This is a genomic window from Gilliamella sp. ESL0250 (assembly GCF_013345045.1).
Taxonomy (GTDB): Bacteria; Pseudomonadota; Gammaproteobacteria; order Enterobacterales; family Orbaceae; genus Gilliamella; species Gilliamella apicola_H.
The window spans coordinates 82,781-102,968 of sequence record NZ_JAAEDV010000006.1 but is presented as its reverse complement, the minus strand read 5'-3'; the positions used below and the strand labels follow the sequence as shown (position 1 = coordinate 102,968).

The following is a 20,188-nucleotide window of genomic DNA, read 5'->3' as shown; positions in this document are numbered from 1 at the left end:
TTAAATAAAAAGGGATACAAGCTCCACAAGGGATTGTATCCCTTATGGGTTAATGTTTAAATTAATATAGATTTAATATTCATTTGGCAGCATTAACGTAGTTATAAAACCTCGCTCACCATGCCATTCAGTAATAATCCATAGTTTTATATCATCAGAAAGCTTATAACTTGCAAATAAGCGATCATTTTTTTGTCCTTGCCTTAAAACTCGATCATTTAATTTTTTGTCACTATCATCCATATCATTACCCCAATCACCTTTTTCATAACGACTGAGAGCTTTTGAAACAGCAAGTGCCATATTAAAATCACTATCTGTTAAGGACTTAACTCCTTGTGTAAAATAAATCTCTCCAGTGATAACCAAATTGTATTGATTATTTTCAAGACATCCATCATTTTCACACAATTCATCAGCTTCATTATCTCGGTTCGAAATCAGAAATAACGAACCAAATGTTTCAGAATTTGGAGTGAAATCCCATGCCTGAATTGAAGGAACAAATTTATCAGTCAAAATTGTTTTTGATTCAATAATAAATCCATTATCATCCAACGTATTTTCAACATTTTTCGACTTTGATTTATAAGTATCACCTTTAATAATATATGTTTTACCTGTGTTAGACTTTACAATACCATTGATTTCACCAGCAGCTAGTGCTAACGATAAATGCCAATCCGACATTTTACACAACGGTTTGCGTTTGCGTTCACAACATTTTTTGAAAAAAAGATTAAAGTCATTCCATAATCCACCTATCTTTTTAACTTCCTGACCTAACTCTTCATCGGTAAATGATAATTTATAGAAAGACTTAATTTCACTTTCTAGCTCAGGAATTTGATACATTGGCTTATTTGTAACAGCTATCTCATCAGGAACAATTTCTCCTTCAAAAATAGCCTTAAATTTCGCCTTCACATCATTTTTTTCCTGAAGTGATATATCATTTTGTCGAACTTTTCTTCCAAAAATAACAATTTGCTTGAATTGTTTATCACAAGCTGTAAATATTGAAATATCAGTGAACTGACTTGCAATCCAATTTGAAAGCATCTCATCAAGCTGAGTAAACGGAATTATTAATACTAAAATACCGTTATACTGAAGCGACGGAATCGTAAAACGATAGAATATTTTCTCTAGTCGTTTGTAGTCTTTCTGATAATTTTTAATTGCTCCTTTATGTTCACTAGTTAAATCTCCATATGGTGGATTTAAGAATAATAAACCAAAGGAATTAGGTGAAATAACGGTATCAAATAAGTCACTTCTTAACAAAACATCACAATATTTTTGAGCTAGTTCTGCTCGATGTCGATTGTATTCAATACCATATAGTTTTGCTTTATGACTAAGTGAATACGCAATATTACTTGCTGCTCGAGCTTCACCAACGCAAGGATCTAAAACTCGAATAGCAGTATTATCAATTCTTACAAAATGGCTAATAATTGCATTTGTTGTAGCATCATCCGTTGGATAATAGCCATTTTTAGCAAAATTATGCGCCACTCTCGGTGATACAAGTGCAACCATAAATACTCCCTATGATTATGATAAAGTTAAAATACCATCACAAATTTTTTGGCTCATGATTTGAGTTAATATTGTGTCGTTTACAATGATTGTTGTTGCATCAATATCACCAACAATTGCTTTATGTTCTTTAATCATTCCTTGTTGTTTAGCAATCGATACAATTTCGTCAGCCCAATGTTCTAAAATGGGTACAGATGAAAGTGTTTTAATTGCATCAAAGTAACGATTATGTCTAGTGGAAACATCTTCTACCTTATAAATAGAGATCATTGAATTTGAATCACGGTTTGGCTCAATAATGCGTTTATCAAAAATAAAAGCATGAATCAACGAACCAAATAACGTTTTAGTTACTTTCAATGTGCGCTTTGCATAATGCTTTCCTTCAGCTAAAAACACCCGATGATGATTTAACTTAATATCCGTTAAACCATGTTTAGTTGTTTCGCCAATCGTAAGTTTTGCAAAGAGTTCCTGCATTGCTGTATCTTTCCCCCATACAGATAAAAAAATCAGTTCGGAGTCATTATTCGCAATACAACAATCACATTTCAAATCTGGAATATCTTGTAATGTAAGAATGTTACTCATTAAAGTTTCTCCTTAAATCAATATAAGGAGAAACGATCTCTAGAGAGACCTGTTTCTCCCCAGAGATAGATAAGTTAAGTTAAAATTGTTCTGGCAATTTATTCCAACATTGGCTTTTATAGTCAAAATGGTAACCAAGTTCGATTAAACGTTTTTTCTGGGAACGTATTTTTAAGCGATCCTCCGTTGAATCTAGTTTAACTTGATCACCTATCGGCCATAAAATACCAAACAGTTCAGCATCACCTGAACCTGAGGTAGCCATAGTTTCTTCATGTTGATGTTCAGTATTAACTTTCTGAACTTCAGATGACTCAGTCTGACAAATAGGGTCTTCTGATACATGTATTTTTTCCGAATCTGCTTCATCTAATTTGGATGAATTAACCAGATCCATCTCTTCAATATACGCACAACATTCAATAACAACACGATTGCCATAACTATATGAAGAAGATTTGATTTGTTTAATCACAAACGACCCTTCATATTTTCCAGCTTCATACTGATCCAATAATTTATTATCTTTTAAAGAAAATTCACCAATGGACGTAAAAAGCTTGGCGACATTGAAATTGCCATATTTACCCGTTCTGGTTGTAATGACTAATTCACCAGATATTGAAATCATATTAATGCTCCAGTATAAAAAGTAAAAATAAAAACCAACTACTTTATACGTAATAAAGTAAGCTGGTTTAAATAGAAATAGGAAAACTATTTTTGTAGTTGATGATAATTTCTAACTTGAGTTCGCCATTCTTGATTTACTTCAAAATTAGCTAATTCAAGGTAATTAAGTGGACATGAATAATAAGGAGGAAAAGATAATTCACAATAATATGAATAGCTCCAAGCCTCGTCAATTTTTTTAATCAAATTACATTTTATGTAACGGTATTTACCCGCCAGTAAAATGTTTCGATAATCGTTTATGACATTAAATTCAATTAATGACCATAATATGGTTACTCCATGAATATAGTCATTACAAACATGAAATTGCAATGTTTTTTCTTCATAATGTTCACTATAAACAGGAGCAATTAATAAATTAATTAACTCAGATTTAGTATGAATATTATGCTCTGAATACCATCTCATAATAATAAACCTCCTCAAACAAAATCAGGAGATATCACTCAAGAGGAGTGAAAATCCCCCCTCCTGGTTGACACATTAAAATTAAGACTTATGTAAGTATTCTTGAATGATTGAACTTAATGATACATCATCAGGTATAGTTGCTTCACAATTGATTAAAGCAAGGAAATATTCTGTCGAAAGAAGTATGTATTCGTTAGTTAACATGGATATATATTCTCCTAATTAAAAGTTGAATAAAAAAGGAGAATTTATGCCCGATAGGGATAAAATTCCCCTATGGGTAAGTGATAAAAACAATTAATTACTTATTAAAATAATTTTCTTGTTTTATTTTGGATCTCATTTTTTTCTAATGAGGCATGAGTTAGTTCTCGTTGTTGCACCAATGCTGGAAGTAAGTCATTGTATTCCTCAATTCTTAGCATTCGAATATCTTTCAATGAAGGTGTAAACCAACTAAACTTTTGTCCCAATTGTTGAACGGCTAAAACACAAGTTACTGCATTAATACTACTATTACCAAAATATACAGATCCTTGCTTCCATTCAAAACCAAGCTTTTTTAACTCATCTCTAACTTCTTTATAAGCATTAGTATATGCACCAGGATAATAGTGCTCTAACCTACTAGTATCGAAGTCAAAAGTAATTGCATAAGACATTGAGTATTCCTCAATATGTGAATGTGATAGTCTAAAATAACTCAACATCAAATAGATGCTACCAACCTACGAAAGTAGTGAGTTTGTTGGCTGTTAGGATGTGATCACCTTAAGAAAGGAACGCCCCATTTTATTGGCAGCGTCTGAGAATTAATGATCATCTTCTCGTTGTTTGTTACTAAAAAAGTAACTAAAACTAGTTTCATTATAATGCAAATGATTCACTAAATTCAATATTAAATTTAAAATCAACAACTAGTTATGCTATGCCCTTTTTATTTTTAGCCTTTTCAGCCTTTTCAAGGTAGGGCCATTCCCATTATGGCCCATTACCATTAATAACCATTACCTTTTTTTCCTTACCCTTTTACCCTTTGTTTTTGCCATTTAAGTATTTAGCATTGACACAAAGCAAAATATATTTTATATATAAAGGCTAAATTTTAATCAGAGGCATAAAAATGGAAAATAAAGATAAGTCAACACAATCTGACACAAACCATAAAATGCTGTTTAATAGCGACGGATTTGAATTATTTATAAAAATTTTATCAGTTTCTGTAACATTTATATTGTTTATATTCAAAGGTATACTCTACATATTACCGTTTTTTTTGGAAACAACACCAGCAGAAAGAAGAGAAGAAGAAGAAGATGATGATGATGATGAAATATCATATTATGATGATGACGGTCATGCTTACACAAGAGATGGCAGGATAAAATGGTGATTATTTTAAATAACTGACATTTAGCATTTAATGCCAGTTATTTTAGCGCAACTTATCTAATTCCCTTTAACTATTTTTTCCCTTTTCCTTTTGTTGCAACTTTCATTGCAATGTTTGCTCCTTGTTTAGCCTTACTCATTCCTTCTCTTCCTGCCTGTTGCATTTTTTTACCCGAATTATTGATAAAACTCTCTACTCCTACACTAACTTTAAACCCAGCCCACGATAAACTTGTAAGTAAAATCAAAGGGAATCCAATAAATACAAATGACGTAATAATATCAACTAACGATTTATTAATATTCCACCTATCTGACATAAAATGAATAGCATTATTTTCATACATAATATTAATAAGTCTAGAATCTAGAAAACGAGCAAGTTCCCAGACAAAAGTTAAAAATATCAATGAAAACATGACAAATGTTAGTGTAATTATCGTTTTCGGTTCAAATCCCCCAATTAAACTAATGATAGGTAATAAAATAATAATAGACATTATTAATATAGATTGAATCATGGGTGCTGCTTGTCGCAACGCATCAATTTCAATAAAGTTCGACATAGAAGAAAAAAATGTACCTACCGACGCAATTGAACTGCCGAGTTGCTCTGATATCGATGGATCCCTGTTTTCGTAGTCAATAAACAGATAATCAGAACTCTGTAACATTTTTTTTGGATTTAAAACTGAACGTAAAACAATTTCATTTAACTCTTTTTTGCTTGTAGTCACCCATTTCCAAAACGAAAATTTATTAATATTAGGATTTAAATTACCAGTTCTTGTTTTTTCATTAGATTCAATATAAATCTGCTCATTAATATCATCAATAATTTTCTTTTTTAAACCAACTTCACTATCACTCCACCATGTATTACATGTCGGATAGCCAGTATTACCTTCTCCAGGCGTCAATCCCACATCTCGTTGTTCATCATATGGCCAGCTTTTTTGAGGAGTCTGAGATCTAAACGAATCATAATATCCCGGCGTATTTAAATAATATGACGATCCCGGCCACGTCACATCACTAATTAAATCATCAGGTAATTTAGGCAACTCAGTATTTAATTTGTTAAACGATGGATTAAAACAAAATGAATAAAACTCATTGGCTTCTTTTTTCAAAATTGGATCTCTTACTGCTAACTCTGAAATTGTTGTACGAATTTCTCGTAAATCGGTGTTACACGGTAATGTCGTGACCACTGATTGTGTAACACCAGAAGATAAAGAATGCACAAAGTACCACCAAATTGGGACATAAATTTGTTGTCCACCAAATAAAATACTATTTTTTTTAAATGATGAAGACTCTGGAGATATTTCAGCATATGAACATTCCATTTTCTGTCGAGTAATTTTTCCTTCATCAATAACTGCTGAAAATCCGCTATGCTCATAGTGTAATACACGAATATCAAGAGGAATTGATGGATAACATGCAAAGAAAATGACAACCATGCTAATATAAATGTACGTTTCCAATCTAGTCAGAATAAAGTTTGCATGCTTACCTTTTAATTCTCCATCCTCCATAACATTTATCGTGATGCTAAACATTTTGAATATAAAAGGGACAATAAAAAGACCAGAAGATGATATAATGCTCCATATTCCGTTATTTACCAACCACGCTAGTGACAATGTCACATAGTCAAAAAAGCTCATTGCAGACATATATCATTACCCCATTTTAATAAATAGCATCACTTCATTAAAACAAATTAAAGCAACACATAACATGCTAATTCTAAAAACTAATCTGTTGTAATATATCTTTTTTTCAGTTGTTACTACTTTTGTCTTTATTATTTTTTTTAGTTTTAATAAAAGAAAACCAGTAAAACAATAAATACACAAACGCATTACAAGAAAAAAATAGTAATTGCTACTCAAAAATACATTAATAGAAGCAACTTTACGTTCTGTTAATGAAAAAACAGATAATATGCAACAAATTAATCCAAGTGAAAAAATAAGAGAAATTGCAAGTTTAATAATTTTTTTCTTATTCATATTTAACTCGCTATTTATTTGCGTCAAAAGATTCATGATTATCGATATGCAAAATAGCACCTTGCTGTCTTTGTTGTTTCCGTTCTTGTATGACAGATAACGTATTGCCTGCAATCGATTTACGCATATCGTACTCTAATTTAATTTGATTCAGTTCCATATCCAGTTCATCTATTTGGTCCAAAATTGTAGACTGAACTGGTTCATTTTTAGCAACATTTGGCTCTTTACGGCCTGCCAACATGATACGTCGCGCCATCATCGCTTCTTCAATAGTTCTAGACAACGCCATTTCACTCGCTAAACGTTTCACTAGTACAACACGCTCATTATCTTCTCTCAATGTTTCAATGACACTTCGAGTGACACTTACAGAGCTACCTTGTAGTGCCTCTAATTCCGCTTTGCTAATGGGCTTTGTACCATTTACTAAATCAACCAACTTTTTATAATAAAATTCGTAGTATTCCTCCGTTTTAGGGCTTAAACCTGTCCCCGGCTTACCTGTCTCATTGCCGTTTTGATTTTCACTATCAGTTATCATGGTGCGCTCACCAACTACCTCAGTTAGCCACACTTGGGCGTCACTAGGTTTATTCCATGTTTTATAAACCCCCCCTTTATTTTTTGCATCACTAACTGGTGTTGTATCCGTAACGTTTCGATTTATTAATGAGTTATAGCCAGCTAAAGCAACATCACTTGTTATATTAATCGGAGCTTGCCCTTTCCCCCCCTTTTTTACCCCTCCGATCCATGAGATACCATTTTTACCTGCATCGCTATCAATTTGTTTATCAACTCGAATTGCATCGACTTTCTTTCCATTTAACATCTCTGCCATATTTTCGGCTTTAGCGGCTTGAACAAAACTTGCAGAATCTGTGTAATCAGTCATTTTTTCAGCAAGTTGCTTACAACTAGTCTTAATATCGGAATAATCCAACTTTGCTTGTAACACACCATTGGTCAATAAGTCATAAAGCTGAGGATTAGCTCGTTGTATAACTAATGCAGGTAAACTTGCAACAGCACCTTTAGCATTGTTAATAACTTCACTCATAATATTGTTAAAACCTTCTGTTACACCATTAAGTTGATTTGAAATCGTTGAACTAATATCAAAATTACCGCACATCAAACTAGAGTTCCATTTTCCCATATTCATAATTGATTTTGGTTTATCAAATGTATATGTAGATCCTTTTACCGAGCCACCTCCGATACGATAATAAAGGCTATCCGATATTCCACCAGTTGAATTAGCATAACTATATGAGCTAATTGTTAATAATAATGCTGTTATAGTCATTGTTGTTTTCTTTGCCATGATCATCCCCCAAAATCGATACTGTATAAAAATTTTTGCCCACGTCTCTTACAACATGCATAAGGTCTCCACAAAGCATAAACATAGGCTCCATCAACGCTCGCTGTATCATTAATATTTGGAAAAATACCGCATGACATATTTAATGTTGGAGCCAATTCTTGCCATTTATGATTTTTTGTATTTTCTTTAACTGGAGCGGGTGGCCAAAATCCATCTTTTTTACGCTTAGTGTAATTTTGAACGACATGCAATGAATTACTATTTGTTAATACATCAGCACCTCGTTGAACGACCACCGCTCCTGCCTTGAAGTCGTCATTTTGAGTAACAGCACCAGCTCTTGGATAAATGTTTCCCCACATATCGGATGAATTACCATTACCAATTTCTCTTTTACCTGGTATTAATGCCTCTGGGTATACAGATTCAACAAGTGCTAATCGCCATGCAATAAAATCAAGTTCACTCACAAAATAAGGATAAAATGGCGTTACCCCATTATTACAATAGTAGCCCATACCTGATAGCATTTGAGAGAAAACAGCCCCACCAGGGTGGCCGATTGCTTGAACATCTTTAAAACGAATTTTTGTTCGATTATTTGCTTGACGATTATTTGTATCTCCCCCTCCTTGAATATTTGACCCAACTAATGAACTTCCTGATGAGGTAATAGCATTAATTTCAGTCCAAGGATTTTCAAACGGCTGTTCATATGCGGACATAACAACATCCGGAATATAGTGCTTTACTTTTACAGATGTACGAATTTTGCAACCGTAAGAACAAAACAGCCAAAAACAGGTTCCAGCAATTTTATATTCAGTACAACTAGTCGAGAGAGCTGATTGAACTATTTGTTGAGTATTAATAGATGTGGCAAAACTCGGCATAGTAATTATGAGTCCAAGTAAGCTACATTTTATTTTTTTTATCATCGTTTATCCTCATTACTCATAAAATCATTAACTGCACGTGCAACATCTGTTATTCCGTAAATCACATTTTTTTCATTAATAACAATCGCAGGATATTTTTTAACACCGAGATAAAATGCTTTTGTAATTGTTTTTTGAGCTTCAATTATTTGAGCTTCATGCGTTTTCCATTCTGGTAAATTTAATTTTTTTTCAACAACTGAATAAGCATCATCAATATCACTCGGTAACTCACCAAAAAATGAATTTAAAAGCACTTCTGTGCTATCTAGATCATATATTTGACAATTATCATGACAATTTTTAACTCGACTTGCTTGCTCATGATTCACAAAAACATCAATACTATAAATATCTGCCCCAATACTTTGAAAACTTACAAATACAATCAGTCCTAATATACGTTTCATGCATCAGCTACCTCTGTTTCTGTTAAAGCCATCAAATTTTTAATCAGCAAAAAGGCATCTATCCAGTCAACAACATTGATACATAGCCGTTTCCCTGTTTCAATATCAGCTAATTGTGGCCAATGAATTTTGTTCAAATTAGGATTGCATGACACCTCAATTAAACACGCTGATTTTTTACCTTCAAAAGCAATTAAAGCATATTGCTTATACAGTATTCCAAATTCTGTATGATCATCTGTAGGTATGCGACATAAACGTAATTTAGTCGAAATTATTGCTCCAATTTTTCCTAATAATTCAGAGCAGAATTGTTCAAAACCTTTACTGTGTTCAATATTAATATTTGATTTTTTTAATGAAGTTGCATTAAATAAAAAAGCATTATCATTCATCATGAATCCTCATATTTTCGTGTAATACCTCGAGCTTCATCTAATTTTTCAGATACTTTAATGGCAGCATCAAGCTCACTGATATTAAACTCATTCATCAGTTTCATTCTCTCCGCTTTTTCATCTTTCTCTGTCATAGCTAGAGCTAAGAAAAGGCTTGGGGGAACAATTCTGAAAAGGCATTCCATATTTTTTGATAACACAACGCCTTCCGTGTACTGGCAAGCAGCTTTACAAGCAGAAGTGATCATTGAAATTTGTTCATCCGTTAATGCTTTAAAACGACGTATTTTCTCTGCTTCAGATGATTCTGTTACTAACATTTCCCACCACTCAATCATTGATAATAGTTTTGAAGCCGCATCGGGAAAATCTTCCATGTTTTGGGTGGCTAACCATAGCCATACTCCCAGTTTACGCCACATTTTTGACGCTTTTGTTAAGTATGCTGCTGTTAGTGGTTTTACTGTAATAATATGTGACTCATCGGTAATATTAACGATAGCTCTCGCCTGATGCTGATATTGTTCGCCCATATTGTTGATATGATTAATAAGAGAAATATACGCAATTGATAATTGAGCTTCATAACCCTCCCTCGCGAAAGTAGCAAGATCGACATGAATAACATCAACATCTGGCCATGATGTACCTTGTTTATTAAATATTTCACCTTCAAATCCGTGAGTGAACATACTTAATGATTCACCCATTTCATATGCTTTTGCACGTCGAGCTTCGGGTAACTGATTATCTTTACTTAAAGAAAATAATGCATCTTGAACATCACTGGGAATAGCTTGCCGTCTTTCATCATAAGCAACTTGAGCAGCCATAACTATGGCTTGTCTAATCATTGCTCTATCTGAACGACGCAGTAATTCATCTTCCCGTTCTTCCCCTCCAGTAATCATTAGACGTATAGAAATTTCTATTTCACCGAGTACATCTCGTTGTGCATCATCTTCTTCATCTTCCTCATTTTGTTCTAGTGCTTCATTAACAATGTCATCGCTCAAATTGTTTTCATCAATTTCAAACTGAATATCCTTATTTTGTAAAATTAAATGAGAATCAGCTAAAGGATTAAGCACTACACCGCTCCCGGGCTTTAAACTTACTCGATGAACACTGACCCCAAGTCGCTCCATAAAATCAACAAGAAGACCAAAAGAATTACCGGTTTCGACAATAATTGTTCTAGGCCGATACATAGCAACAAGCTGTGCTATTTCGACATTCAGTGTTGCTGATTTACCCGCCCCTGTCGGCCCTAAAATAAGTTTGTGACCATTTTGTGCTTTATCGATCATTGGATCGTAACTCAATGGTTCCCCACCGCGGTTAAAAAATGTCACACCAGGATGACCTGTTCCACTACTTCGACCCAAAACAGGTAATAAATTAGCTAAATGCTTGCACCAATTAAATTTAACATACAGTCGTTTTATGTCATTTTGAGGGTTATAGTTCATGGGTAACCATCTTAAAAATGACGATGCTGGAGCAACTTCATTAGCTTCAGCTACTGTGACAAGCCCATTATTATTAAGTACTGAACTCAGCCCCTGTATTTTACGTTTCAATCCACCGATACTTGAATCTTTCACATAAAATGCAATAGAGCTGTAATACATTTTTTCTCGTTGCCTGATATACTCCATCGCTTCATCACAATCCTCCTTGACAGACAACGATTCAGCATTCTCACCAATGGCTTTACCTCGAACAAAATTGATATGTTCTTCTAACCTGTCCTGTGGATGAGTTACAATTGTCAAACTCATCATTGTTGATTCAGGCAATACATCAAAAAGCGCATTTATTCCATCCGCTTTACTTGTCTCGCCTGTAATATGACCAATTTTGGGTGGTGTTTTTAATCGATCCACCATAACAACAGCGTGAGGAATATTATCAAAATGCCAGTACCCCTCTTTAATCTCTGGTTCACTGTAGAAAAGACTTTCGGCAAAATCATTAATGATCGGCAGTTCATCAGCCTGTTTTTGGTCATCCATTAACTGTTTAATAAAATTTTTTTTACCTTGAACGGGTGAAGGATTAAATATTTGAGCTAACCACCTAGAAACCTCATTTTTCCCCAATCTCTTGACAGCAATTCCCGCTCCTTTCAACGCAAGTATCAAATTGTTACAAACAATATCTAGCTTTTCTTGTGCATTTAAATTTTCACGTTCTTTTGGTCCGATATACCGATATACAACTAACCTCGTTTTCCGAACCTTTCCTCTCCACGGTGTTTTTGTCACTGTGTTATCAAAAAAAAGGCCATCACTTTTAGTGATACTATCTAAATGATATTCCATAATATCTAGCCATTTTTTTGTAAATTCAGTGCCCTGAGCGTGAGGTCTAGGATATTGTTTTAATAAAGAGATATAATCTTGTAAATTATCTTCATCTTGACAAAAATATTGTATAACCCACGGATTCATATCTCGTTCATCAAAAGAATCCTCAATACTATTTGCTACAATATCACTAATAGCTCGTAGTTTTGATGTTGGTTTTGCTTCAGTTCCATAGGGTGTAATCTCAAAAACAGCACCGACAGATCGACCATCTTCTAATAAAATTGAATTATGCTCTTCATCAAATTCAATCCAAGGCAAAAAATCAATAATTGATTTTTTGCCATTATTGGCATAAAGAAAGTTTTTTTTATGACTATGAGTCAAATTTCCTTTGCGTGTTGGTCTTTTACTTTCTTGAACTTCTTTTTGTGAAACTTTTTTCTTACCAAATAACTTCATTAGTAATTCTCCACCCTTTCTCCAGGCATCGCATATTGCACTTCCGCATAAAATGGAAATACTGTTGAATAACCAGGAACTGGAACTTTTCCGTCGGTCAAATGAGGATAGACATACATGACTAAATCGGGGTTTGGTAATCGTTGAAAAAGATTATTAATTTCTTGTTCTGCTGTTCGTGTATGCGTTACCACTTCAACATTTTGCGTTAAATTATCAACTTCTCTTCTGAGTTGAAGTCGATTATCAAACAATTGAGAAGCTCCCCCTCCCGATTTTTTATTGTAAATATCACTCATCGTCTCACTACTATGTGGAAACATTTTTTCTTTTGAAGTACTACAACCAGATAATAAAAATAGAGCTGTGCCAAAAGTTAATAAAAATATTGTTAATTTTTTTTTCTGTTTCATTAATCAAGCCCTCCCATTTTTTTAGTATTCATCTCATAATCAACAAGTCTGCCCTCAAATAAATAATCAATTTGCAGCTCCTTGCTAATGTGAATTGCAATTTCTTTACCAGGAGGGACATAAACAGCATCAAAAGTTTGACCATAGCGTTTATTTAACCAGTCGATTTTTTCATGTTTTCAGGGGCTAAAAATTGCTGTTGTTGCTCACTATATTCATCTTGAGGATCTAACATTTCATAATACACACCCATCGAATTACCGCCATAATCACTGATTACATTCAAATCAGCTATTGCAGAATGAGCTGTTATAGAGATAATAAAAATTAATGCTCTTTTGTTTATAATCATTACAAATCACCCAATTCAATTTGTCTCCATTTGCCACCCTGATTTTGTACTAAAATTGGCAAGGTATTTTTTCCGATTTGTTCCCACTGACCGCTATTGTGATTTAATGTAATTTCGCCACTTTTTACTTTATCAATTGGGAGATGATTTAAACTAGCCCACTTTTGGGCAGCTAGATCATCATGTTTGGTATTCAGCAAATAAATATCCATTTCTTTATTTGTTTTTAATACTTTACCTAATAATGTTTCACTTCTTACATTATCATTAATATCAATAAATAAAATCATTCTGTCCCCCTCATAATTTAGAGGTGCTACAAAATTAGGATTATCATCCAACTCAACAGGTAATATGTTTGTATAAAGTTGTTTAAACATACGATTATAAATCCGTTGAAATTCAAGTTCTTTAGTCGTACGTTCAAATTCTTTTTGGGCTAATAATTTTGCGTAATGCTCTCGTTCTTCTTGAGTTTCAGATTCAACGCCAAGAGTGGTTAGAGGGTCAAGATTAGGAGACCAATAACGCCGTCCGCCTTCATTAATGAGTTTTTCATATTTTTGCCATTCTGTGACTGTCAATCCCCAAAAAGATGCTTTCTCTTTAATTCTTTCTTCTTGCGTATTCCGAGATTCTTCATCAGATTTTTCAACCGATTCAGTGGTATCAAGATCCTTGGAAACCTGTTGAGAATTAGCTAATAAATCCCAAGAAATAAAACTTAATAGCAATAACAAACATATTTGTTTTTTTAGTATCATATTTACTCCTTATCTATTGTTAGAGTATAAGTTTGTTGCTTACTATTTATTAATTTCACAGAGTTTTTATCAATTTTTGCAACTTTCCAAGAATCATCTATAAACTCACCTTCATTTACAAATTTCAACGCAGATAGTGATGTCGCATTTTTAGGTAGGAATACAGCAACTAATTCACCAGCTCTAAATTCAATGCTAGATAATTGATATTTAAAATTTACTGCCGTTTCAATTTTAGCCTTTATATTACTTCTTGTTGTATTGGTTGACTTGCTATTGTTATTTGATAGCATTACTGTAATTTTTTGTATAATCTGATCTTTAAATTGACTGAAAGATGCAACAACGCCATCTAATGACTCTTGTTGCATTTTTTGAACATTCTTAACTGCTTCTAACTCAACTTCAATATTTGCTATAGCTGTTTCAAAATTATCTAATTTACTATCGAGATTTTTATCATTTAGAATTAGTTGTAATGACGTTATGTCCTGTTGACTTCGTGCAGAGCGTGTATTTAAATTATCATAATCAACATTGATTTTTTTCTGTTCCAACTGAATTTCACTTAATTTTTTTTCTACTGTATTAATATTATTTATACTTACATCATTTGCGTTCACTTTATCCAATAGCTCGTTATAACTATTGGAAATTAATTGATGTTTATCAAAGTTATTGAGAGATAAAAGCAACGTTATCACTATTAACGTAAACAAAATTGCAAATACACCACATATCAAAATTATCATTTTTTTAGTTATAGTAACGGGTTCATTTATATTTAATTTTATTAACGTATCCTTCATTTTTTACTTCCTCTAATATTAAGATGTTTTGTATTTTTAGAATCTTCTGTTTCTATAATCTGAGGTGGTGTTTGATAAGTATCGTCTTGTTTAACTGAGGAAATAGGTTGTTGTTTTCGAAAATATCCTTTTTTTAGCTGAAAACAGATCTCTCGTTCTACATCGTCTACAACTAAATTCCAAGCAGGGCCAGCCATAATATGTAGTGCATCATTTAATAAAATTGGCCCCATTTTATATTGAACTTTGGGTAAAGTGCTTTCATAAAGAACATTGATATCTGAGTTAGTGCAAAGAGAATAACCTGATTGTTTTAAAGCATATTCCATTCCATCTTTAACTGTTAAGTTTAAATTTTTAGGTAGTGAAATATTAATAATTTGATCTAAAACATATTTATGAATTGGATCATCTAGTTCAACAATAGTATATCTATCGGTCTGCAAAACTGGCTTAGATTCTATTTTGGGCTTAGAAGTAATAGTTTTAGAGTTATTTGTACATGCTGTTAATACAAATATTGGAAGCAATGCTAACATAGAGATAGCGATTTTCATTGTATTGACCCTTAGATTAATATATAGAAAATAGAAAGGTAAAATGCAATGATGACTGAGTAAACAAATAAATCAATTCTGAGTACAACAAAAAACCCATTTATCAAAATTATCAAAATGGGCTTTTGTTTCCAAGTATATATGTAATTAATATAATTAGAATTAAAGATAACTCAATAAAAAGTGATAAAATGCACTCTCCCCTCAAAAATCATGCAATTTCATACACATTCTCGATTCGCTATTTAGTTAGCTGAGATGAACCGAATAAACAAGCCTGCTTTTTTAAACAGTCTTATCAGGCACGCGTTAACGCACTAAGGGCTACTGATTTTTTTACCATTCAGTTTTGGTGTTGTTATTAGTCGTTATAGAACAAACAAGGTAAATACCACTGTTTTTCTTGCTACAATTTACAATGGTATTTACCCTGAGTTCGGACATAAAGACAGGAACAAGAACCACCTTGCTCCTTGTTGTATATTATTTCAAAATTGATGTGAATTGAATCAGCTCTGATACACATACAGCTCTATCCAACCGTAGTATAGTTGTAACTTACACAGAGTTGTTACAAGCAGCCATAAATTATGGACTTGGGACATTTCAGATTTCAGATTAATAAGGGTTAAAAATTAATCTAAAACAAATTAGTGATTTTATGACCGCAAAACCACAAAAACAACGGAGTAAGTTTTGATTCTGTCATAATTCGTTTAATTTTTCAATATTGAGCCTAATCTCATCCCCCTTTCTTCTCAAAAACTGGATTACCTTTCTTGTCCCCAAAGCAGGTAAATTTGCATCCATCTTTGTAACGAGAGCAACCAAACCAAATATATTTACCTTTTTGACTTTTACCTTCTCTTTTGATAAGTGCACCAATTTTACATTCAGGGCAATCGTATAATTTTGTTTTTGAGACTTTTTTAGATGTGATATTTTTAGGTAACTCAGCTCCTTTATACGTTTGAATTAGTTGGTTAATAAAAATATACTGTTTACGCATAAACTCGCTTTGTTGCTGTTGACCCGTTGCAATATTTTCTAATTCTTGCTCCCACAAGGCTGTCATACCAGGATCTTTTAAAACAGGAGGTAATGTGTCTATCAGTGCGTAGGCAATATCAGTTGCTAAGATAGCTTTCTTTTTTCGTTCAATGTAATTACGTTTTTCTAATGTTTCTACAATTCCAGCTCTTGTTGCTTCAGTACCGATCCCCGATGTCTCCTTTAACATTTTTTTTAATTGAGGATTTTCTACATATTTGGCAATTTGTTTCATTGCATCAAGCAGACTACCGTCATCGAAATGTGTCGGTGGCTTAGTTTGTAACGATCTAAAGTCAACTTTAGAAATAGTGCAAATATCATTGTTAGATAAAAGTGGAAGTTTTTGTTTATCATCAACATCTTCAGCATTTTCAATGTTGTCTCTTGTAAATAATACTTTCCATCCCAGCACAACTAATACTGTACCTTTTGCTTGAAATTTCTGCTCAGAACTAATTAAATTAACTACTGTTTTATCTACTTCATTATGCACCATAAAATTAGCTAAATAGTTTCGTCGAATCAAATCATAGACTTTTAATTCATCTGCACTAAGTTGTGACAATTCTATAGTCTTTGATGTCGGGATGATACCATGGTGTGCGGTTACTTTTTTATCATTCCAAAGTCGAGATTTATAAGCTAAATTAATCTGTGGCATAAATTTTGCCATTTCAGGATCATTTTTCATAATGACAGAAACTATGGTTTCAGACTCATTAAACATTGATTCAGGCAAATATCCGCAATCAGTTCTTGGGTAAGTTGTAATTTTATGTGTTTCATAAAGTGATTGAGCAATATTAAGTACTTGAGGCATAGACATACCGTACTTTTTAGAGCACGCTTTCTGCAGGTCACTTAAACTAAATGCTAAAGGAGGAGAGAATTTAACCCGTTCAGTGTTAACATCAATAACTTTTGCTTCTCTTGAATGCTGTAGCTTTTGTGCTATTTGTCTTGCAAAAGATTCATTAAGACATCGTCCAGCTTCGTCTATATTTTCTTCTGGAATCCAAGTGGCATTAAATGTCTGGGATGTCTTAGATAACTGAATATTGACAGAAAAATAAGGTTTGGGTATGAAATTTTTAATTTCTCTATCTCTATCAACAATTAGCTTTAGGACTGGTGTCTGAACACGACCCACAGATAAAACTCCATAACCCAAATCTCTACCTAATAAAGTAAATAGTCTGGTACTATTTAATCCAACCAACCAATCAGCTTTTGCTCGAGCTTGGGCTGCTAAATATAACGGATAAGTTTCACTAGCTGCCTTAAGACTAGCAAGGGCTTTTTTTATTGATGTATCATCAAGTGCTGAAAACCATAATCTTTTAGTTTCACATTTCCAGTTAAAACGTTCTAGCAGAGACCAGGCAATAGCTTCCCCTTCCCGATCTGGGTCGGTGGCAATAATAATAACATTAGCTTTTTTTACTAATCCTTGAACCACTTTAAATTGTTTTGACGTTTTTTGAGCAACATTATAAACCCACTTTTCAGGTAAAATAGGCAAATCGTCTATGCTCCACTTCTTAAATTTTTCGTCATAAACATGTGGTTCTGCTAGTTCCAGCAAATGACCGACACACCATGTAATACATATTTTTCCATCGGAGCTACGATAAAAACCGTTATCATTAACTGTAGCTCCAATATGTTTCTGGATATCTTTAGCTTGACTAGGTTTTTCACAAATAAATAATTTCATTAACATTCATTCTCTTATTATTCCTGATGTGTGAAATATGTTAACGAATTGAAATAAATATGGGATAGTTAAATCAATATTGCTAAATGGAATATTGATTTAATAATAAAAAACATATACAGCATAATTATAATTAAAGTTCACATAAATTTTTGAAGCAAAATACGAAAAATTTTCGTATTTTTAAATTAGAGAATGACGATATGAACGGATATGAATTAAAAATTTGGAGAAGAGGTTTTGGTTGGTGTCAAGAGATTGCAGCAGAACAATTAAACGTGACAACAAGAACATATCAAAATTACGAAAAATCAGAGTCAGTTCCCCACATAGTCATATTAGCAACTCAAGCATTATCATTAAAAATGAGATACAACGAAATGCAAAATAAACCTAAAAAAGAAATATTAAGAATTTTAAAGATAACCCTCGAAAAATAGATAGCCTAACTACTTTTAGCTAGATTATCTATTTAATATTTATAAAGTAAACTCTAGAATGGGATATCGTCATCAAAGTCCATTGGTGGCTCAGACATAGCTGTAGCTTGTTCTGTATGTTCTGTAGTTGGTGCATTTTGCGTTGTTGATTGTGGCACTGGTGCAGATGAAGAATTGTTTGCGCTTTGTCCCCAATTTTGTGAACCATCCCGTGAACCTAACATTTGTAAAGTACCGCCGATTGGGTTAATCACAACTTCTGTAGTATAACGATCTTGTCCAGACTTATCTTGCCATTTTCGCGTTTGAAGTTGTCCTTCAAGATAGACTTGAGTACCTTTTTTTATATACTCGCCTGCGATCTCAGCGAGTTTACCAAATACGACAACACGATGCCATTCAGTACGATCTCGGGTTTCGCCTGTTTGTTTATCTTTCCATGATTCTGATGTTGCGATACTAAAATTAGCAACTGCATTACCATTAGGCATATAACGAACCTCAGGATCTTGCCCCAGATTGCCAACTAAAATTACCTTGTTTATTCCTCTAGCCATTTTCTTGCTCCAATTCTTTTAAATTCTCATTACCAAATAACATCCCCAACTTTTAGCTTTTTCCATTCTTCATCTGTATAAATATAAAGATAAACAAAAGTATTAATGCAACAAATGCAATCCAGTAAATATATATAGGTATAGGTACTCCGAGCCACACGTCTATCGTGATTCCAAGCGCACAAATAATGACACCTAGAAAATAATATATTAGTTTAAAATTCATTCTATTTACCCCACATTAATGAATTAAAGTGTTCATTTTTTACTTCTAATAAAAGTGTATTAATTTCTTCACTCATTTTTTTAACTCTATAAAAATAAGGTTAAGCATAAGAATGACGGGAAGTATCGCCACAACACCTGTAATCCCTAAAAAAAAACTACTAAAAATATAGCTACAAACGATAAAATAATTATTATTCGTTTCAAATTTTTAACATTCATTCTATTTACCCCACATTAATGAATTAAAGTGTTATTATTTAATTTAGTTGGTGTTAAGCTCATCAAACTTGGGCAACATTTCATTAATTAAGTGTCTGATTCGAATACATACCCTCATTTGAAAATTTAACGTTAAGCGATCAATTTCTAGTTGTCTGATAAAATTTTTATCCTCATGACTCAAATTGTTTTGTTCCAGGGCATCTAATATCAATCGTTTTCCCTCAATCTCGGTACGACTAGTTTTACCATCAACAATGACTATTTTCTTATACTTCCAACTTAAATATACTGAACCATTTGATAAGCGTCTTTTTTTCAAATAAAAAGGTAAATACTTAATGGGTAATTTATCTCTTGTGTCATTGATGAGTCTTTCTGCAATGTTTTCTAATCTAGAAAGGTGGGACTCAATTTCTTGTAAAATAGTTTCATATTCCCCCTTACCTTTAAAAGGCTTTAAAAGGCCTTTTAGGGATAGATGTTGTTTTGCAAATTGATAATCTGTTGAAGAGAGTGTATTTGCATATTCATCTTTATAAAACTCATTCATTAGCTCACCTT

22 protein-coding genes are annotated in these 20,188 nt (G+C 32.9%); 2 read left to right on the top strand and 20 right to left on the bottom strand.

Annotated features, from left to right (window positions below; all coding sequences use genetic code 11):
• Nucleotides 1-72 precede the first annotated feature (72 nt).
• The 5 genes from GYY69_RS06635 to GYY69_RS06615 form a co-directional block, all read right to left on the bottom strand.
• Entirely contained in the window at nt 73-1,545 is a 1,473-nt protein-coding gene (locus GYY69_RS06635; protein ID WP_174796968.1) for a DUF6094 domain-containing protein, read from the bottom strand.
• Nucleotides 1,546-1,560: 15 nt separating this feature from the next.
• Nucleotides 1,561-2,139, bottom strand: a complete 579-nt coding sequence (locus GYY69_RS06630) for a hypothetical protein (protein ID WP_065590136.1) — start codon at nt 2,137-2,139, stop codon at nt 1,561-1,563.
• A gap of 79 nt (nt 2,140-2,218) precedes the next feature.
• Nucleotides 2,219-2,770: a DUF3275 family protein gene (locus GYY69_RS06625; protein WP_174796967.1), complete on the bottom strand. Its 552-nt coding sequence runs from the start codon at nt 2,768-2,770 to the stop codon at nt 2,219-2,221.
• Between the two features lie 86 nt (nt 2,771-2,856).
• On the bottom strand, nt 2,857-3,243 hold the full coding sequence (locus GYY69_RS06620; protein ID WP_174796966.1) for a hypothetical protein: 387 nt from the start codon (nt 3,241-3,243) through the stop codon (nt 2,857-2,859).
• 311 nt (nt 3,244-3,554) lie between these two features.
• Entirely contained in the window at nt 3,555-3,908 is a 354-nt protein-coding gene (locus GYY69_RS06615; protein ID WP_065590133.1) for a hypothetical protein, read from the bottom strand.
• A gap of 461 nt (nt 3,909-4,369) precedes the next feature.
• Here GYY69_RS06615 and GYY69_RS06610 point away from each other — a divergent pair, with 461 nt between their 5' ends.
• Nucleotides 4,370-4,639, top strand: coding sequence for a hypothetical protein (locus GYY69_RS06610; RefSeq protein ID WP_174796965.1), 270 nt, complete (start codon nt 4,370-4,372; stop codon nt 4,637-4,639).
• A 70-nt stretch (nt 4,640-4,709) separates the two neighbouring features.
• Here the strand turns inward: GYY69_RS06610 and GYY69_RS06605 are convergent, their stop codons facing one another.
• The 13 genes from GYY69_RS06605 to GYY69_RS06545 all read right to left on the bottom strand — a co-directional run bounded on the left by GYY69_RS06605 (nt 4,710) and on the right by GYY69_RS06545 (nt 18,180).
• Nucleotides 4,710-6,323, bottom strand: a complete 1,614-nt coding sequence (locus tag GYY69_RS06605; RefSeq protein ID WP_174796964.1) for a conjugal transfer protein TraG N-terminal domain-containing protein — start codon at nt 6,321-6,323, stop codon at nt 4,710-4,712.
• A gap of 6 nt (nt 6,324-6,329) precedes the next feature.
• Nucleotides 6,330-6,662: a hypothetical protein gene (locus tag GYY69_RS06600; protein WP_174796963.1), complete on the bottom strand. Its 333-nt coding sequence runs from the start codon at nt 6,660-6,662 to the stop codon at nt 6,330-6,332.
• Between the two features lie 10 nt (nt 6,663-6,672).
• Nucleotides 6,673-7,992: an integrating conjugative element protein gene (locus GYY69_RS06595; RefSeq protein WP_174796962.1), complete on the bottom strand. Its 1,320-nt coding sequence runs from the start codon at nt 7,990-7,992 to the stop codon at nt 6,673-6,675.
• A gap of 2 nt (nt 7,993-7,994) precedes the next feature.
• Entirely contained in the window at nt 7,995-8,933 is a 939-nt protein-coding gene (locus GYY69_RS06590) for a TIGR03756 family integrating conjugative element protein (protein WP_174796961.1), read from the bottom strand.
• Nucleotides 8,930-9,343 carry a TIGR03757 family integrating conjugative element protein gene (locus GYY69_RS06585; protein WP_174796960.1) on the bottom strand — a complete coding sequence of 138 codons (414 nt, stop codon included), beginning with the start codon at nt 9,341-9,343 and terminating at the stop codon, nt 8,930-8,932. Before GYY69_RS06585 ends, GYY69_RS06590 begins: the two co-directional genes overlap by 4 nt.
• Nucleotides 9,340-9,738: a hypothetical protein gene (locus GYY69_RS06580; protein WP_174796959.1), complete on the bottom strand. Its 399-nt coding sequence runs from the start codon at nt 9,736-9,738 to the stop codon at nt 9,340-9,342. Before GYY69_RS06580 ends, GYY69_RS06585 begins: the two co-directional genes overlap by 4 nt.
• On the bottom strand, nt 9,738-12,515 hold the full coding sequence (locus GYY69_RS06575; RefSeq protein WP_174796958.1) for a conjugative transfer ATPase: 2,778 nt from the start codon (nt 12,513-12,515) through the stop codon (nt 9,738-9,740). The genes GYY69_RS06580 and GYY69_RS06575 overlap by 1 nt, the downstream gene beginning before the upstream one ends.
• Entirely contained in the window at nt 12,515-12,928 is a 414-nt protein-coding gene (locus GYY69_RS06570) for a TIGR03751 family conjugal transfer lipoprotein (RefSeq protein WP_174796957.1), read from the bottom strand. Before GYY69_RS06570 ends, GYY69_RS06575 begins: the two co-directional genes overlap by 1 nt.
• Nucleotides 12,929-13,082: 154 nt before the next feature.
• Entirely contained in the window at nt 13,083-13,280 is a 198-nt protein-coding gene (locus GYY69_RS06565; RefSeq protein WP_174796956.1) for a hypothetical protein, read from the bottom strand.
• Entirely contained in the window at nt 13,280-14,044 is a 765-nt protein-coding gene (locus GYY69_RS06560) for a TIGR03759 family integrating conjugative element protein (RefSeq protein WP_160430921.1), read from the bottom strand. Before GYY69_RS06560 ends, GYY69_RS06565 begins: the two co-directional genes overlap by 1 nt.
• 2 nt (nt 14,045-14,046) lie before the next feature.
• The gene (locus GYY69_RS06555; protein ID WP_174796955.1) at nt 14,047-14,853 is read right to left on the bottom strand and encodes a hypothetical protein; all 807 of its coding nucleotides are present in this window, start codon (nt 14,851-14,853) and stop codon (nt 14,047-14,049) included.
• The gene (pilL2, locus tag GYY69_RS06550; RefSeq protein WP_174796954.1) at nt 14,850-15,410 is read right to left on the bottom strand and encodes a PFGI-1 class ICE element type IV pilus protein PilL2; all 561 of its coding nucleotides are present in this window, start codon (nt 15,408-15,410) and stop codon (nt 14,850-14,852) included. Before pilL2 ends, GYY69_RS06555 begins: the two co-directional genes overlap by 4 nt.
• 742 nt (nt 15,411-16,152) lie before the next feature.
• On the bottom strand, nt 16,153-18,180 hold the full coding sequence (locus GYY69_RS06545; protein WP_174796953.1) for a DNA topoisomerase III: 2,028 nt from the start codon (nt 18,178-18,180) through the stop codon (nt 16,153-16,155).
• A 203-nt stretch (nt 18,181-18,383) separates the two neighbouring features.
• Here GYY69_RS06545 and GYY69_RS06540 point away from each other — a divergent pair, with 203 nt between their 5' ends.
• Nucleotides 18,384-18,620 (top strand): hypothetical protein, encoded by a 237-nt coding sequence (locus GYY69_RS06540; protein WP_065606440.1) that lies wholly within the window; start codon nt 18,384-18,386, stop codon nt 18,618-18,620.
• Between the two features lie 53 nt (nt 18,621-18,673).
• On the opposite strand, the gene ssb is transcribed toward GYY69_RS06540, so the two are convergent.
• Both ssb and GYY69_RS06530 read right to left on the bottom strand, forming a co-directional pair.
• Nucleotides 18,674-19,177 carry a single-stranded DNA-binding protein gene (gene ssb / locus GYY69_RS06535; RefSeq protein ID WP_174796952.1) on the bottom strand — a complete coding sequence of 168 codons (504 nt, stop codon included), beginning with the start codon at nt 19,175-19,177 and terminating at the stop codon, nt 18,674-18,676.
• 490 nt (nt 19,178-19,667) lie between these two features.
• Nucleotides 19,668-20,177, bottom strand: coding sequence for a DUF3158 family protein (locus GYY69_RS06530; RefSeq protein ID WP_174796951.1), 510 nt, complete (start codon nt 20,175-20,177; stop codon nt 19,668-19,670).
• Nucleotides 20,178-20,188 lie beyond the last annotated feature (11 nt).

Bases quoted from the DNA above. Each gene is read 5' to 3' on its own strand.
- GYY69_RS06635 (WP_174796968.1), bottom strand. From the start codon at position 1,545: ATGGTTGCACTTGTATCACCGAGAGTGGCGCATAATTTTGCTAAAAAT.
- GYY69_RS06630 (WP_065590136.1), bottom strand. From the start codon at position 2,139: ATGAGTAACATTCTTACATTACAAGATATTCCAGATTTGAAATGTGAT.
- GYY69_RS06625 (WP_174796967.1), bottom strand. From the start codon at position 2,770: ATGATTTCAATATCTGGTGAATTAGTCATTACAACCAGAACGGGTAAA.
- GYY69_RS06620 (WP_174796966.1), bottom strand. From the start codon at position 3,243: ATGAGATGGTATTCAGAGCATAATATTCATACTAAATCTGAGTTAATT.
- GYY69_RS06615 (WP_065590133.1), bottom strand. From the start codon at position 3,908: ATGTCTTATGCAATTACTTTTGACTTCGATACTAGTAGGTTAGAGCAC.
- GYY69_RS06610 (WP_174796965.1), top strand. From the start codon at position 4,370: ATGGAAAATAAAGATAAGTCAACACAATCTGACACAAACCATAAAATG.
- GYY69_RS06605 (WP_174796964.1), bottom strand. From the start codon at position 6,323: ATGTCTGCAATGAGCTTTTTTGACTATGTGACATTGTCACTAGCGTGG.
- GYY69_RS06600 (WP_174796963.1), bottom strand. From the start codon at position 6,662: ATGAATAAGAAAAAAATTATTAAACTTGCAATTTCTCTTATTTTTTCA.
- GYY69_RS06595 (WP_174796962.1), bottom strand. From the start codon at position 7,992: ATGGCAAAGAAAACAACAATGACTATAACAGCATTATTATTAACAATT.
- GYY69_RS06590 (WP_174796961.1), bottom strand. From the start codon at position 8,933: ATGATAAAAAAAATAAAATGTAGCTTACTTGGACTCATAATTACTATG.
- GYY69_RS06585 (WP_174796960.1), bottom strand. From the start codon at position 9,343: ATGAAACGTATATTAGGACTGATTGTATTTGTAAGTTTTCAAAGTATT.
- GYY69_RS06580 (WP_174796959.1), bottom strand. From the start codon at position 9,738: ATGAATGATAATGCTTTTTTATTTAATGCAACTTCATTAAAAAAATCA.
- GYY69_RS06575 (WP_174796958.1), bottom strand. From the start codon at position 12,515: ATGAAGTTATTTGGTAAGAAAAAAGTTTCACAAAAAGAAGTTCAAGAA.
- GYY69_RS06570 (WP_174796957.1), bottom strand. From the start codon at position 12,928: ATGAAACAGAAAAAAAAATTAACAATATTTTTATTAACTTTTGGCACA.
- GYY69_RS06565 (WP_174796956.1), bottom strand. From the start codon at position 13,280: ATGATTATAAACAAAAGAGCATTAATTTTTATTATCTCTATAACAGCT.
- GYY69_RS06560 (WP_160430921.1), bottom strand. From the start codon at position 14,044: ATGATACTAAAAAAACAAATATGTTTGTTATTGCTATTAAGTTTTATT.
- GYY69_RS06555 (WP_174796955.1), bottom strand. From the start codon at position 14,853: ATGAAGGATACGTTAATAAAATTAAATATAAATGAACCCGTTACTATA.
- pilL2 (WP_174796954.1), bottom strand. From the start codon at position 15,410: ATGAAAATCGCTATCTCTATGTTAGCATTGCTTCCAATATTTGTATTA.
- GYY69_RS06545 (WP_174796953.1), bottom strand. From the start codon at position 18,180: ATGAAATTATTTATTTGTGAAAAACCTAGTCAAGCTAAAGATATCCAG.
- GYY69_RS06540 (WP_065606440.1), top strand. From the start codon at position 18,384: ATGAACGGATATGAATTAAAAATTTGGAGAAGAGGTTTTGGTTGGTGT.
- ssb (WP_174796952.1), bottom strand. From the start codon at position 19,177: ATGGCTAGAGGAATAAACAAGGTAATTTTAGTTGGCAATCTGGGGCAA.
- GYY69_RS06530 (WP_174796951.1), bottom strand. From the start codon at position 20,177: ATGAATGAGTTTTATAAAGATGAATATGCAAATACACTCTCTTCAACA.